This is a genomic window from Mycobacteriales bacterium, from assembly GCA_035995165.1.
Taxonomy (GTDB): domain Bacteria; phylum Actinomycetota; class Actinomycetes; order Mycobacteriales; family CADCTP01; genus CADCTP01.
Window position 1 is genome coordinate 120,062 of record DASYKU010000005.1, and the last position, 13,634, is coordinate 133,695.

General features: G+C 73.1%; 14 protein-coding genes. 11 read left to right on the plus strand and 3 right to left on the minus strand.

The window, feature by feature from the left end:
- Window positions 1-100 precede the first annotated feature (100 nt).
- The 5 genes from VGP36_01165 to trxA all read left to right on the plus strand — a co-directional run bounded on the left by VGP36_01165 (window position 101) and on the right by trxA (window position 4,630).
- Window positions 101-1,522, plus strand: coding sequence for a protein kinase family protein (locus tag VGP36_01165; GenBank protein HEV7653333.1), 1,422 nt, complete (start codon window positions 101-103; stop codon window positions 1,520-1,522).
- A 36-nt stretch (window positions 1,523-1,558) separates the two neighbouring features.
- The gene (gene sigM / locus VGP36_01170; protein ID HEV7653334.1) at window positions 1,559-2,161 is read left to right on the plus strand and encodes an RNA polymerase sigma factor SigM; all 603 of its coding nucleotides are present in this window, start codon (window positions 1,559-1,561) and stop codon (window positions 2,159-2,161) included.
- Complete coding sequence (locus tag VGP36_01175) at window positions 2,158-3,114, plus strand: hypothetical protein (GenBank protein HEV7653335.1); 957 nt, start codon at window positions 2,158-2,160, stop codon at window positions 3,112-3,114. Before sigM ends, VGP36_01175 begins: the two co-directional genes overlap by 4 nt.
- A 97-nt stretch (window positions 3,115-3,211) precedes the next feature.
- Window positions 3,212-4,186 carry a thioredoxin-disulfide reductase gene (gene trxB, locus VGP36_01180; protein ID HEV7653336.1) on the plus strand — a complete coding sequence of 325 codons (975 nt, stop codon included), beginning with the start codon at window positions 3,212-3,214 and terminating at the stop codon, window positions 4,184-4,186.
- Between the two features lie 114 nt (window positions 4,187-4,300).
- Window positions 4,301-4,630, plus strand: a complete 330-nt coding sequence (gene trxA / locus VGP36_01185) for a thioredoxin (GenBank protein HEV7653337.1) — start codon at window positions 4,301-4,303, stop codon at window positions 4,628-4,630.
- Between the two features lie 133 nt (window positions 4,631-4,763).
- Here trxA and VGP36_01190 read toward each other — a convergent pair whose 3' ends face one another.
- Window positions 4,764-5,477 carry a hypothetical protein gene (locus tag VGP36_01190; protein HEV7653338.1) on the minus strand — a complete coding sequence of 238 codons (714 nt, stop codon included), beginning with the start codon at window positions 5,475-5,477 and terminating at the stop codon, window positions 4,764-4,766.
- Window positions 5,478-5,532: 55 nt separating this feature from the next.
- Here VGP36_01190 and VGP36_01195 point away from each other — a divergent pair, with 55 nt between their 5' ends.
- The 5 genes from VGP36_01195 to VGP36_01215 are packed head-to-tail and all read left to right on the plus strand — an operon-like array spanning window position 5,533 to window position 10,699.
- Window positions 5,533-7,155, plus strand: a complete 1,623-nt coding sequence (locus tag VGP36_01195) for an alkaline phosphatase D family protein (GenBank protein ID HEV7653339.1) — start codon at window positions 5,533-5,535, stop codon at window positions 7,153-7,155.
- A 59-nt stretch (window positions 7,156-7,214) separates the two neighbouring features.
- Window positions 7,215-8,516, plus strand: a complete 1,302-nt coding sequence (locus VGP36_01200) for a PLP-dependent aminotransferase family protein (GenBank protein HEV7653340.1) — start codon at window positions 7,215-7,217, stop codon at window positions 8,514-8,516.
- The gene (locus VGP36_01205; GenBank protein HEV7653341.1) at window positions 8,513-9,466 is read left to right on the plus strand and encodes a D-alanine--D-alanine ligase; all 954 of its coding nucleotides are present in this window, start codon (window positions 8,513-8,515) and stop codon (window positions 9,464-9,466) included. Before VGP36_01200 ends, VGP36_01205 begins: the two co-directional genes overlap by 4 nt.
- Before the next feature lie 3 nt (window positions 9,467-9,469).
- The gene (locus tag VGP36_01210) at window positions 9,470-10,066 is read left to right on the plus strand and encodes a nitroreductase family protein (GenBank protein HEV7653342.1); all 597 of its coding nucleotides are present in this window, start codon (window positions 9,470-9,472) and stop codon (window positions 10,064-10,066) included.
- 60 nt (window positions 10,067-10,126) lie between these two features.
- Complete coding sequence (locus VGP36_01215; protein HEV7653343.1) at window positions 10,127-10,699, plus strand: DUF4126 domain-containing protein; 573 nt, start codon at window positions 10,127-10,129, stop codon at window positions 10,697-10,699.
- Between the two features lie 50 nt (window positions 10,700-10,749).
- Here VGP36_01215 and VGP36_01220 read toward each other — a convergent pair whose 3' ends face one another.
- Window positions 10,750-11,826, minus strand: coding sequence for a DNA polymerase ligase N-terminal domain-containing protein (locus VGP36_01220; GenBank protein ID HEV7653344.1), 1,077 nt, complete (start codon window positions 11,824-11,826; stop codon window positions 10,750-10,752).
- A gap of 51 nt (window positions 11,827-11,877) precedes the next feature.
- On the opposite strand from VGP36_01220, the gene VGP36_01225 reads away from it, so the two are divergent.
- Window positions 11,878-12,474: a hypothetical protein gene (locus VGP36_01225; protein HEV7653345.1), complete on the plus strand. Its 597-nt coding sequence runs from the start codon at window positions 11,878-11,880 to the stop codon at window positions 12,472-12,474.
- Between the two features lie 208 nt (window positions 12,475-12,682).
- On the opposite strand, the gene add is transcribed toward VGP36_01225, so the two are convergent.
- A partial coding sequence (gene add / locus VGP36_01230; protein HEV7653346.1) for an adenosine deaminase occupies window positions 12,683-13,634 on the minus strand: 952 nt, incomplete at its 5' end.

Here is a 13,634-nt window from a genome sequence, read left to right on the forward strand (position 1 = left end):
CCCGTACGTCATACCCTGGTGCCCGGCGGGTCCCGTTCAGGGGCCGGTCGTACCAGGGGGGTCGGCCGCGGCCCGAAGGCAGTGCGAGCGAGGGGGGCACGTGAGCGTCGACACCCGCCCGGCGGGATCCGCGGGGTCCGTCGGCGACCGCTACCGCCTGCTGGAGTGCGTCGCCGGTGACCCGGAGGGTCCGGCGGTGGCCTGGCGGGCCTGGGACGACGTGCTGAACCGGGCCGTGACGCTGACCGTGGTGCGCCCCGGCGGCGAGCCCGCGAGCGGCTTTCTCGCCCACGCGCACGCGGTCAGCGGCGTGACCCACCCCTCGCTGGCCCGGGTCTGGGACGCCGTCGACGAGGGCGACCGGGCGTACGTGGTGAGCGAGTGGGTCACCGGCACCCCGTTCACCGCCCTGCTGCGCGACGGCGCGCTCGACGCCGAGTCCGCGGCCGGCACCGTGGCGCGGGTGGCCGACGGGGTCGCGGCCGCGCACAGCGCCGGCATCGCGTTCGGCGGCGTGCACCCCGATCACGTGGTCGTGACCGGCAACGGCGAGGTCAAGCTGGCCCAGGTGGTCGGCGACGGCCGGGCCGCCGCCGGCGACGACGTCCGCGGCCTGGGCGCGCTGCTCTACGGCGCGCTCACCGCACACTGGCCGCTGGCCCCGACCGGCGGCGCCGCGACGCTGCGCCCGGCCACCACCAGCAGTGGTCACCTGCTCTCCCCGCGCCAGGTCCGGGCCGGGGTGCCGGAGGACCTGTCCACGCTGGCCGTCCGGGCGCTGGACCAGAACTCGCCCCAGGGCGTGCGCTCGGCCGCCGTGATCGCCAGCGTGCTGGCCGACCGGTCCGCCACCGACGACGTGTTCTCCCTCGGCGTGGTCCAGGAGCGCAAGCGCCGGCCGCGCTGGATGTCGCTCGGGCTGCCGATCGCGGCGGGCCTGGTCGTGCTCGCGCTGCTGGGCTGGCTGGTCGGCACCGCGCTCGGCGGGCTGCCCGGCGTCGACGGCGGCGGCTCGTCGGCGGCCGCGGGCACCGGCGGCGGCACCACCGCGTCGTCCGCCCCGGCCACGTCCGCGCTGGTCGCGGCCACGCCGGGGGCGGCCAAGCTCTACGACCCGCAGGGCGACCAGAACGAGGCCCGCGGGGTCGACGACGCCACCGACGGCGACCCGACGACGTCCTGGCGGACCGCCCGGTACAAGCGCAGCAGCGCGTTCGGCGGCCTCAAGTCCGGCATCGGCATCGCGTACGACTTCGGCTCACCGACCGCGCTGCAGCAGATCACCGTGATCACGGACCGGCCCGGCGTCCGGGTGCAGATCCGGGCCGGCAACACCACCGACGCGGCCGAGGCCGAGACGTACCCGGTGGTCAGCCCGGCCCAGACGCTGACGGCGTCGACCACGTTCCCGATCGCCAAGGGAACGTCCGCGCGCTACTACATCGTCTGGCTGACCCAGCTCACCTCGGACGGCAACGGGCAGTACTGGGGCTCGGTCTCCGAGGTCACCTTCAAGCGCTGAGCCGCCCGGTCCGACGGCCCTACTAGGCTCGGCCGCGTGACGGCTCCCGAGCGCTCCGACATGGAGCTGCTGCGGGCGCACGCCGCCGGTGATCCGTCCGCGTTCGAGGAGATCGTGCGGCGGCACCGGGACCGGCTCTGGGCGGTCGCGCTGCGCACGATGCGGGAGCCGGAGGAGGCCGCGGACGCGCTGCAGGACGCGTTGATCTCGGCGTACCGGGCCGCGGGGTCGTTCCGGGGCGAGTCGGCGGTCACCACCTGGCTGCACCGGATCGTGGTCAACGCCTGCCTGGACCGGATCCGCCGCCGGCAGGTCCGGGCGACGGTGCCGCTGCCCGAGGAGGGGCCGGGTGAGCCCGCGGACGCCCGGGACCTGGTCTCCGAGCGGGACACCGCGATCGTGGTCGAGGACGCGCTGGGCCTGCTGCCGGTCGAGCAGCGGGCGGCGATCGTGCTGGTCGACATCCAGGGCTACTCGGTCGCGGACAGCGCGACGATGCTCGGGGTGGCCGAGGGCACGGTGAAGTCGCGCTGCGCCCGGGGCCGGGCGCGGCTGGCCGTCCTGCTCGGACAGCTACGGAACCCGGATGCACCCGCTGCCGTCGCACCGGGGTCCGGCGGCCGGGAGGAGGCGCGATGACTGCCGACGACCGGCGGCCGATGCCGCCACCGGCGCACCCCGATCTCGACACGCTCGCCGACCTGCACGCCGACGCGCTGGACGCCGGGACCGCGGCCCGGGCCCGGTCCCACCTCCCCTCCTGTGCGCAGTGCACGGGCGTGCTGGCCGCGCTCGACACCGTGCAGGGCGAGCTGCACGGGCTGCCGGTGCCGACGATGCCGGCGGCGGTGGCGGCCCGGCTGGACGCCGCTCTGGCCGACCTGCGCCGCGGCGACCTCCCCACTTCGAGCCAACCGGCCCCGACCCCGTCGCCGGTCCGGCCGGGCGCGAGCCCGGCCGGCGCGGCCGGGAGCCGGCCCACTGGTGCGGCCGGGTCCGGCACGGGCCGGGGGGTGGCGCGGCCCGGCGGCGGGGCGGAGTCCGGAGGGGTCGCGGACCTGGCGGCGGCGCGGGGGACGCGGCGGCGCCGGCGGAGCCGCAGCCTGGGGGCGGTCGCGGCGGCGGTCGCCGTGATCGCGGCCGGTGCCTCGGTGACCGCGCTGGTCCGGACCGGCGGCGGCAGCGACAGCGCCGGCACCACCGCGGCGGGCAGTGCCGCCGACAGCGCCGCCCAGCCCCAGGCCTCCGCCGCCGCGGGGTCCCCTCAGCTCACCGTCCCGGCGTACACCGAGGAGACCCTGCGGTCGGCCCTGCCGACGATCGCCCAGCAGTCGGCGGTGGGCCTGATCACCGGCCGGGGCGACACCGGCCCGGCCGGCCCGATGGCGAGCGCCGCCCTCCGCACGGCCTGCGCCGGCACGATCAACGGCAGCTCCGGGGACCTGCAGGCCGTCCAGCGGATCCTGTGGCAGGGCAAGCTCGCGTACGTGTTCGTCTTCGTCCAGGACGGCCGGCCGACCGGCTACGTCGTCGCGAACGACTGCGGGAGCCCCTCCGCCCTGCCCCACTCGGTGCTCGACACGGTCTCCTGAGCGGTGGGCGGACGGAACATCCGGTCCGTAAAATCTGTTGACTGCCCAGACGGCGGGACGGCCGCCGCCAGACCTTGAGCAAAGGACGTGTTGGCCAGTGACCGAGGCGACCGAGGTGCGAGACGTCATCGTGGTCGGGTCCGGTCCCGCGGGTTACACCGCGGCGCTCTACACCGCCCGGGCCCAGCTGAAGCCGCTCGTGTTCGAGGGCAGCCAGTACGGCGGCGCCCTGATGAACACGACCGAGGTGGAGAACTACCCCGGCTTCACCGACGGCATCGCGGGCCCGGAGCTGATGGACCAGATCCGCAGCCAGGCGGAGCGGTTCGGCGCGGAGCTGGTGACCGACGACGTGATCAGCGTCGACCTGACCGGCGAGACCAAGATCGTGCGCACCCACGAGGGGGAATACGCGGCCCGCGCCGTGATCCTGGCGACCGGGTCGGCGTACAAGCGGCTGGGTGTGCCGGGCGAGGACCGGCTGTCCGGCCACGGCGTCTCCTGGTGCGCCACCTGTGACGGGTTCTTCTTCCGCGACCAGGACATCGTGGTCATCGGCGGCGGCGACACCGCGATGGAGGAGGCGACCTTCCTCACCCGGTTCGCCAAGTCGGTGACGATCGTGCACCGGCGGGACTCGCTGCGGGCCAGCAAGATCATGCAGGAGCGCGCGTTCACCAACGAGAAGATCAGCTTCATCTGGGACTCCGAGATCGCCGAGGTGCTCGGGGAGAACTCGGTGACCGGCGTGACGGTGCGCAACGTGCACAGCGGTGAGGAGCAGGTCCTGGACGCGACCGGCTTCTTCGTCGCGATCGGGCACGACCCGCGCTCCGACCTCTTCCGCGGCCAGGTCCGCCTGGACGAGGAGGGGTACGTGCTGGTCGACTCGCCGACCACGCACACCAGCGTGCAGGGCGTCTTCGCGGCCGGCGACGTGGTCGACCACACCTACCGGCAGGCGATCACCGCCGCCGGCACGGGGTGCGCGGCCGCGCTGGACGCGGAGCGATTTCTTGCTGCTCTAGAGCAGTCGGCCGAGGCGTCCGCCGCGGCCGCGGTGCGGGTCTGAGCCGTGTTCTCCCCCGTTGCGGAGGATGCGCGCCGTGGAATCGCGCGCGGCCGGACGCTGTTGTAGCAGGTGAACCGCGTTAACGCGGACGGCGTGTCTCGACGAGGAGGAACCGTGGGGAGCAGCACCAAGAAGGTCACCGACCAGACGTTCCAGGAGGACGTCCTGGCCAGCGACAAGCCTGTGCTGGTCGATTTCTGGGCGGAGTGGTGCGGCCCCTGCAAGATGGTCGCGCCAGTGCTCGAGGAGATCGCCGCGCAGAACCCGGACAAGATCACCGTCGCGAAGCTGAACATCGACGAGAACCCGCAGATCGCCCAGCAGTACCAGGTGATGTCGATCCCGACGATGTCCGTCTTCCAGGGTGGCAAGATCGTGAAGACGATCGTCGGCGCCAAGCCGAAGTCGGCCCTCCTGAAGGACCTGTCCGACTACCTGTCCTAGTCGACACCCCGCCCGGGTCCTGACCCGGGCCGCAAGACCGTGAGACCCCCGGACCTCCCGCCCGGGGGTTTCACTCTGTCTCAGCCCTTGCGGCGGCCTCAGCCCTTGCGGCGGACTCAATCCTTGCGGCGGCTCAGCCCTTGCGGCGGCCGAAGAGGGACTTCTTCGCGGGAGGGCCGGCCGGCTGCAGGTTCCCGGCGATGTTGGCGACCCGCCCCTGCTGGTCCAGGTCGACCCGGATCGAACCCTGCCCGCCCGGGTGCACCAGCTCGACGCCGCGGTCGTCCGGCCGCACCTGCAGCCCACGCTGTCCGGCGTACACGTGCAGCGCCCGGCGCCAGTCCGAGACCTGCCCGCTCGCCACGACCGCGGTCAGGACGGTCAGCACGCGGGTGAGCTGCACCGGGGGCAGTGCCAGCGACGGGTGATCCAGCAGCAGGTACGCCGTCGTCCCCGGCGCCGCCTCGGCCGGGTAGTACGCGTACCCGCCGGCCAGCCCGCAGGTCACCACCGTCAACCGGTAGCCGATCGCGGTCCCGTCCAGCGGCACCTCGGCCGCGGTGAGCTCGCCGACGCCGTTCTGCTCGCCGTAGTTCTTCGCGTGCCGGGCCGCGCCGGTGACCGCGTCGGCGAACCCGCTCGGGTTGGCCCAGGACCACATCCAGCTGCCCGGGTCGGTGGCCTCGGTGCCGATGAGCTCGGCCCGGACCTCCAGCCCGGGCTCGAAGCCGACCATCCCGCGGGTCAGGTCGGCGGAGAACGGGCGGCCGCCGACGACCTCCTGCGCGTGCTCCTGCTGCTCGGCCGAGCCGAGCACGTACGAGTCGAACAGTTCGGAGATGCTCACGCCCGAGCCTAACCGGGCTCAGCCGGCCCGAAGGTCGCTGCGGTACAAAGGGCCCGTGGCAGACCTCGTGCTCGGTCCGATGCTCAGGCACGTCGACAGCACGTCCGCGACGGTCTGGGTGGAGACGTCCGCCGCCTGCGAGGTGACGGTTCTCACCGGCTCGCAGCGCTCCTTCCAGGTCGGCGACCGGCACTACGCGCTGGTCGCCGTCGAGGGTCTGCCCCCGGGCAGCTCCACCGACTACGAGGTCCGGCTGGACGGCGAGCTGGTCTGGCCGCCGGCCGACAGCAGCTATCCCGCGCCGCGGATCCGGACGACGAAGACCGGTCGCCCGATCCGGCTCAGCTTCGGCTCCTGCCGGTACGCCTCGCCCCTCTCGGTGGTCAGCGGCGGCCGCTACGGCACCGACGCCCTGGACGCGTACGCGCGCCGGCTGGCCGAGGCCCCCGACAGCGAGTGGCCGGACGGGCTGCTGCTGCTGGGCGACCAGGTCTACGCGGACGACACCTCGCCGATCACCCAGGACAAGATCCGCCGGCGCCGGGACGTCTCGAAGGCCCCCGGCCTGCAGGTCGCGAACTTCGCCGAGTACGCCGAGCTGTACGGAGAGTCCTGGGGCGACCCGCTGGTGCGCTGGCTGTTCGCCACCGTGCCGACTGCGATGATCTTCGACGACCACGACATGCACGACGACTGGAACACCTCGAAGATCTGGCGTCGCGGGATACAGCAGACCTCGTGGTGGCAGGAGCGGATCACCGGCGGGCTGGCGGCGTACTGGGTGTACCAGCACCTCGGCAACCTCTCGCCGGACGCGCTGGCCGAGGACGAGATCTACCGCGCGGTCTGCAAGGCCGACGGCGACGTCAGCCCGTTGCTGCACGAGTTCGCCGCGGTCGCGGACCGCGAGGCCGACGGGGCAAAGGGCTACCGCTGGAGCTACCGCCGGCAGTACGGGCCGGTGAAGGTCGTCGTCATCGACTCCCGCTGCGGCCGGATCCTGGACGAGGACGACCGGGCGATGGTCGGCGCGAGCGAGGCCCGCTGGCTCGAACACGAACTGTCCACTTCGGACGGTGACCACCTGATCGTGGGGACGTCGCTGCCCTGGCTGCTGCCGCGCGCGCTGCACGACCTGGAGTCCTGGGACGAAGCACTCTGTGCCGGCGCCAAGGGCGAGCGGATGGCCCGCTTCGGCGAGAAGATGCGCCAGGGCGCGGATCTCGAGCACTGGGCGGCGTTCCGGACCTCGTTCGACTGGCTGTCCGGCGTGCTGGAGGACGTCGCCCGCGGACCGTCGGCACCGGCCACGATCTGCGTGCTGTCCGGCGACGTGCACCACCAGTACGTGGCCCGGGCCCACTGGCCGTCCACTGTGGACAGTCACGTCTACCAGATCGTGGCCTCGCCGGTGCACCACTCGGTCCCGCTGAGCCAGCGCATGGTGTTCCGGATCGGCTGGAGCCGGAAGCTGGAGAAGCTGACCAAGGCGCTGGGCCGCTGGGACGACGTGCCGGAGCTGCCGCTGACCTGGACCAGGACTGCGGGGCCGTACTTCGGCAACGCGCTGGCGGAGCTGGTCCTGGACGGGCGGGAGGCGACGTTCACCCTGCGGCACGCGCTCGCCAACGACGACCGCGAGGACCGGATGGACACCGTGACCTCGTTCGCTCTCTGAATCCATTACGCGGCGGGGCCGTAGACTCGCGGAGACGTCTTCCGCGGAGGTTCTCCGGCATGACCGGCAACACGCTCGACCCCTACTCCGGACGCTATGCGAAGCGGACCGACGGCCTGGCCGTCTCCGAGATCCGCGCACTGTTCTCGGTCGCCAACCGGCCGGAGGTGGTGTCGCTCGCCGGCGGCATGCCCTACACCGCAGCACTTCCGCTCGACGCGGTCGGCGCGATGCTGGGGGAGCTCGTCGCCCACAACGGCGCCACCGTCCTGCAGTACTGCGCCGGTCAGGGCGACCAGCGGCTGCGCGAGCAGATCTGCGACGTGATGGCGCTGGAAGGCATCACCGGCGCCTCGTCCGACGACGTGGTCATCACGGTCGGCTCACAGCAGGCGCTCGACCTGATCAGCCGGATCTTCCTCGACCCGGGCGACGTCGTGCTGGCCGAGGGCCCGTCGTACGTGGGGGCGCTGGGCACCTTCGCCGCGGCCGAGGCCGAGGTCGTGCACGTGCCGCTGGACGAGTCCGGGCTGATCCCGGCGGCGCTCGAGGAAGCCCTCGCGGCGCTGGCGGCGGAGGGGCGGTCCGCGAAGTTCCTCTACACCGTGCCCAACTTCCACAACCCGGCCGGCGTGACCCTGACGATGGAGCGCCGGGCCGAGATCGTGGCCCTCTGCGAGCGGTACGACGTGCTCATCGTCGAGGACAATCCGTACGGGTTGCTCGGCTTCGACGGGCAGACGCTGCCGGCGCTGCGGTCGCTGGCCCCGGACCGGGTGGTCTACCTCGGCTCGTTCTCCAAGACGTTCGCTTCCGGCGTCCGGGTCGGCTGGGCGTTCGCGCCGCCGGCCATCCGGGACAAGCTCGTGCTGCTGTCGGAGTCGCAGGTGCTCTGCCCGCCGATGCTGTCCCAGCTGGCGGTCTCGGAGTACCTCTCGACCCAGCCCTGGCGGGAGCAGATCAAGACCTTCCGGGAGCTCTACCGGGAGCGCCGGGACGCGATGCTGGAGGCCCTGGACGCGCTGATGCCGCCGGGCTGCACGTGGACCAAGCCGGAGGGCGGCTTCTACGTCTGGCTGACGCTGCCCGAGGGCCTGGACGCGAAGGTCATGCAGCCGCGCGGCATCGCCGAGCGGGTCGCGTACGTGCCGGGCATCGGGTTCTACGCCGACGGCTCCGGTCAGCGCGAGATCCGGCTGTCCTACTGTTTCCCCACCCCGGACCGGATCCGGGAGGGTGTCCGCCGCCTGGCCGGCGTGATCGAGCAGGAGCTGGACTTGCAGAAGACATTCCTCGGGTCGGAACCCGCGGCCAAGGTCCGCTGGGCCCGCGGGTCCGCACCGGGCCCGGAGCTGGCGTGATCGTCGTGGGAGAGCTGACCGCCGTTGTGCTCGCCGGCGGCCTGGCGTACGAGCGGGAGGTCTCGCTGCGCTCCGGCCGCCGGGTCTGCGAGGCGCTCAAGCAGGCCGGAGTCGCGGTCCGGACGCTCGACCCGGACGGCGCGCTGCTGGCCGCCCTGGACGGCGACCGGCCGGACGCGGTGTTCATCGCACTGCACGGTGCCGACGGCGAGGACGGCGCGCTGCGCTCGGTCCTCGACCTGGCCGGCGTGCACTACGTCGGCTCCGACGCGGCCGCCTGCCGGATGGCCTGGGACAAGCCGACCGCGAAGGCGGTCGTGCACGCGGCCGGGCTGTCGACGCCGGACTGGGTCGCGCTGCCGCACTCGACCTTCCGGGAGCTCGGCGCCGCGGTGGTGCTGGACCGGATCGTGGAGCGGTTCGGGCTGCCGCTGATGGTGAAGCCGGCCCAGGGCGGGTCTGCGCTCGGCGCCCGGGTGATCCGGTCCGCGACCGAGCTGCCGGCCGCGATGGTCTCCTGCCTGTCGTACGGGGACACGGTCCTGCTGGAGCCGTACGTGGACGGTGTGGAGGTGGCGGTCTCGGTCGTCGACCTCGGAGCCGGTCCGGTCGCGCTGCCGGCGGTGGAGATCGTGCCGACGAGCGGGGTCTTCGACTACGCCTCCCGGTACACGGCCGGGACCACGACTTACCACACGCCGGCCCGGCTCTCCGCCGATCTCGCCGCGGCCGTCGCCGACGTCGCGGTCCGCGCGCACGAGGTGCTGGCGCTGCGGGACCTGTCCCGGACCGACGCGATCGTCACCCCGGACGGCGTCGTGCAGTTCCTCGAGGTGAACGTGTCGCCCGGGATGACCGAGACCTCGCTGCTGCCGCTGGCGGTCGAGGCCGCCGGGCTGGAGCTCGGCGAGGTCTGCGCCACGTTGCTGGCCCGCGCCGCCACCCGCTGAGCGATGGACTTCCAGGACGTCGTCCGGCGGCGACGGATGATCCGTAACTACGATCCGTCGCGGCCGGTGCCGCCTTCGGTCGTGGACCGGCTACTGGACAACGCGGTCCGGGCGCCGTCGGCCGGCTTCTCCCAGGGCTGGGCGTTCCTGGTGCTGTCGACGCCTTCGGAGCGAGGCCGATTCTGGGCCGCGACCACCGACGGCGGCGCGCCCGACCCCTGGCTGCAGGGGATGCACAACGCGCCGCTGCTGATCGTGCCGCTCTCACACAAGCAGGCTTACCTGGATCGGTACGCGGAGAACGACAAGGGCTGGGCCGACCGGGACGAGAACCGCTGGCCGGTGCCGTACTGGGACATCGACACCGGGTTCGCGACGCTGCTCATGCTGCTGACCGCGGTCGACGAGGAGCTCGGCGCCTGCTTCTTCGGGGTGCCGCCGGAGCGGATCGGCGCGTTCCGAGCGGCGTTCGGAGTGCCGGAGGAGTACGTCCCGATCGGCTGCATGTCGGTCGGCTACCCGGCGCCGGATCGGCGCTCGCCCTCGCTCCGGCGCGGCCGGCGGCCGGTCGAGGAAGTCGTGCACCACGGCTCGTGGTGAGACGGAACAGGGCGCCGTCCCGGCGCGTCCATCGATAGATCCTTCGTCTCCGGGGAGCTCATGGACACGCTGCCGCTGTCGATCGCGAACGGCTGGGCCTCCGGCATCAGCGCGTACGGGGTGCTGTTCATCGCGGGCGTCCTGGGCCGGGTCGGCTATGCCGACACCCCGGAGGCGCTCCAGCGTACGGACGTGATGATCTTCGTCGGCGTGCTGCTGGCGATCGAGTTCGTCGCGGACAAGATCCCGTACGTCGACAGCATCTGGGACAGCGTCCACACGGTGATCCGGCCGACGGTCGCGGCCATCCTCGGCATCCTCATCGCCGGGCACGCCTCGACCCTGGACCAGGCCGTGGCGGCCAGCTCCTCGAGCATCACCGCGCTGCTGTCCCATCTGGCCAAGGGCGGCTTCCGGCTGGCGGTGAACACGTCGCCGGAGCCGGTGACCAACATCGGTACCAGCTTCGCCGAGGACGGCGCGGTCATCGGGATCACGGTGCTCGCGTGGCAGTTCCCGTGGGTGGCGGCGTCGATCGCGCTGACCCTGCTCGTACTGGGTCTGCTGCTGAGCTACTTCCTGCTGTCCCGGATCAAACGAGGGCTGGCTCGGATGCGCCAGCGGCGAGCGTGATCTTGTTTCACGTGAAACGCCGGTCCCCTCGCTGTTTCACGTGAAACCCGCTACTTCTCGACGAGCACCCAGTTCGGGCTCTTCTTCCCCGGCTCGTACGGGGAGCTGAGGCGCTTGGCGACGACACCGGAGAGACCGAGACCGCGGGCGGCCTGCAGGGCGGCCCGGCCGGTCCCGGGAACGGCCGGCGCCACGCTCCAGCGGTCGCCCGCCAGTCCCAGCGACTCCAGCAGCGCGCGCCGCTCGCGGTAGGGGAGGTCGGCCTGGTCGAGCCCGTCGAGATGCACCAGATCGAACGCCAGGTACGTCACCGGCGCCTCTCGGGCGTCCTTCGCACCCGGTGCCTTGGCCCGGGCCGGACGGCGGCGGAGGAGACCCGGGTCCGGGCGGCCGTCCTTGCCGAGCACGACGATCTCCCCGTCGAGCAGGCAGACCCGGCTGCCCAGGGCCGGCCCGATCCCTCGAATCTCCGGATAGCCGGCCGACACGTCCGCCCCCCGGGCGTCGGTGATCCGGATCCGGCCGCCCTCGACGGCGACGAGGACGCGGGTGCCGGCCCAGGCGAGCTCGTAGCCCCAACTGCGGCGGCCGCCGGCGGGCAACGTTCCCGGCGTCGCGGTCATCGGGTGGAGGCCGATGGGCATCGGCTCCCAACCGGGGATCGGTGGCGGGTCCATCCGGTGCACCATCCAGTCCCGGCCACGGGTCTGGAAGAAGACGTACCGGCCCTCGGCCCGGGAGCCGTGGAAGACGACCTTGACCTCGCGCTCCGTCCACTTCTCCAGCTCGTACCGGCCGCGGTCCCAGAGGATGACCTTGCCGCCGCCGTACTCGCCGGCCGGGATGTCGCCCTCGAAGCCGCCGTAGTCGATCGGGTGATCCTCGGTGTGGACCGCGAGCCGGTTGTCCTTCGGGTCGAGGGGGAGACCCTTCGGCACCGCCCAGGAGACCAGCACGCCGTCGCGCTCCAGCCGGACGTCCCAGTGCAGGCTCCGGGCGTGGTGCTCCTGGATGACGAACGTGTCGTCGTTCCCCTCCGGCAGCGGTCCGGACGGCGGCACCGGCTCAGGGGTCTTGGCCGGGTCGCGCATCCCTCGGTACGTGGCGAGCGGGTCGACGGCGTCCACACGTCGAGCCTTCCACCGCGGCCGTCGGCCCGAAACGGCTAGGGTCCGGCCGTGCTGCTGGAGAAGCGGGCGCGGGACGGGATCCTCGACGGCTCGGTGACGGTTCTGGCGCGGCGGTGGCGGCGGCCGCAGGTGGTGGCCGGGCGGGTCTACCGGACGGTGGCCGGGCGGATCGCCGTCGATTCGGTGCGCGTGGTCGACCCGGCGACGCTCACCGACGCGGACGTGCGGCCGGCCGGCTACCGGACCGCCGACGAGCTGCGGGCCGACCTGCGCGGCGTCGAGGGCGACCCGGTCTACCTGCTGGAGGTCCGGCTGGCCGAGGGACCGGATCCGCGGACGGAGCTGGCAGCATCCGCTGAGCTCACGCCGGCGGATGTGGCCGAGCTGGACCGGCGGCTGGACCGGCTCGACCGGGCCGCGGCGTACGGGCCGTGGACGGCCTCGATCCTCGCCGACATCCAGGCGTCACCGGGTCTGCGGGCCGGAGACCTGGCCGCGGCGGCGGGGCGGGAGATGCTTCCGTACAAGGCCGACGTCCGGAAGCTCAAGGCGCTCGGCCTGACCCTCAGTCTTCCGATCGGCTACCGCCTTTCCCCGCGCGGCGAGGCGTATCTCAAGGCGACCCACCGACCACGCGCCCGCTGACGCACCCCGCGGGCGAGGACGCTCGCGGACCACTCGGCCGATCTGCCCGAGACGGCCGACCCGAGACACCCGACCGGAGACACCCGACCCGGACGGCCGGCCGGCCGACTAGCCCCGATCTGGGTGGCGTCAGCTGGCCAGCCAAGTGGTGATTGGTCGGTCGAGTTCGGACCTGAGGGGTCCAGGGCGTAGGCGGCGGCCGCGGCCGTCAGCTGGCCAGCCAGGTGGTGATTGCTCGGTGGAGTTCGGCCTTGAGGGGTGCGGGGGCGTAGGCGGCGTCCACGGCCGTTCGCGCGAAGGCCACCAGCTCGGTGTCGGCGCAGCCGAACGTGTCGCGGACGGCGGCGTACTCGGCCGACAGGGCGCGGCCGGTGACCGAGGGGATGTCGGTGTTCAGCGTGACCGCGAGCCCGGCCTCGACCAGCGCCGGGAGCGGATGCTCGGGCAGTGACGGCACCAGGCCGAGCGCGACGTTGGAGGAGGGGCAGACCTCGAGCGGGATCTGCCGCTCGCGGAGCTCGGCGGTGAGTGAGCGGTCCTCCAGAGCGCGGATCCCGTGCCCGATCCGCTCGGCCCGGCCGAGATCGAGCGCCTCTCGGACGCTGGCCGCACCGCCGGTCTCCCCGGCGTGGTGCACCAGGTGCACGCCGCGCGCCGCCGCCGAACCCACCAACTCCGCGTACGGCGCGAGCCGCGCGGCCTCGTCCCCGGCCACTCCGAACGCAACCACGAGGTCCGGGTGCCCTAGCGCGAGCCGGACGGTCTCAGCCGCCGGGAGCGGACGCCGCCGGGAGTGGTCCAGCACCAGCCGTACGACGAGGCCGGTGTCCCGCATCCCCGCGCTCAGACCGGCCAGCACCCCGTTCAATGGAAGCGAGGCGTCGCCGAGCCGGGCACCGTGCGCGGCCGCGGTGAACGTCAGCTCCGCGTACCGCACGCCGTCGACGGCCGCGTCCACGCAGAACTCGTACGCGACCCGCTCGAAGTCGGCGGCCGTGCGCAGGCGGCTCCGTACCGCAGCGTTGTACTCGGCGAACGCCCCGAAGCCCGCGAACGCCGCCGGCAGCAGGGGAGCCGAGCCGAGAGCGGCCAGCGTCGCCGGCCGGATCGTGCTCTCCAGATGGACGTGCAGGTGCGCCTTGGGCAGCGCGACCAGGTCC

Excerpts from the sequence above, each read along its gene's own strand:
- VGP36_01175 (HEV7653335.1), top strand. The coding sequence starts at position 2,158 with ATGACTGCCGACGACCGGCGGCCGATGCCGCCACCGGCGCACCCCGAT.
- VGP36_01200 (HEV7653340.1), top strand. The coding sequence starts at position 7,215 with ATGACCGGCAACACGCTCGACCCCTACTCCGGACGCTATGCGAAGCGG.
- VGP36_01210 (HEV7653342.1), top strand. The coding sequence starts at position 9,470 with ATGGACTTCCAGGACGTCGTCCGGCGGCGACGGATGATCCGTAACTAC.
- VGP36_01215 (HEV7653343.1), top strand. The coding sequence starts at position 10,127 with ATGGACACGCTGCCGCTGTCGATCGCGAACGGCTGGGCCTCCGGCATC.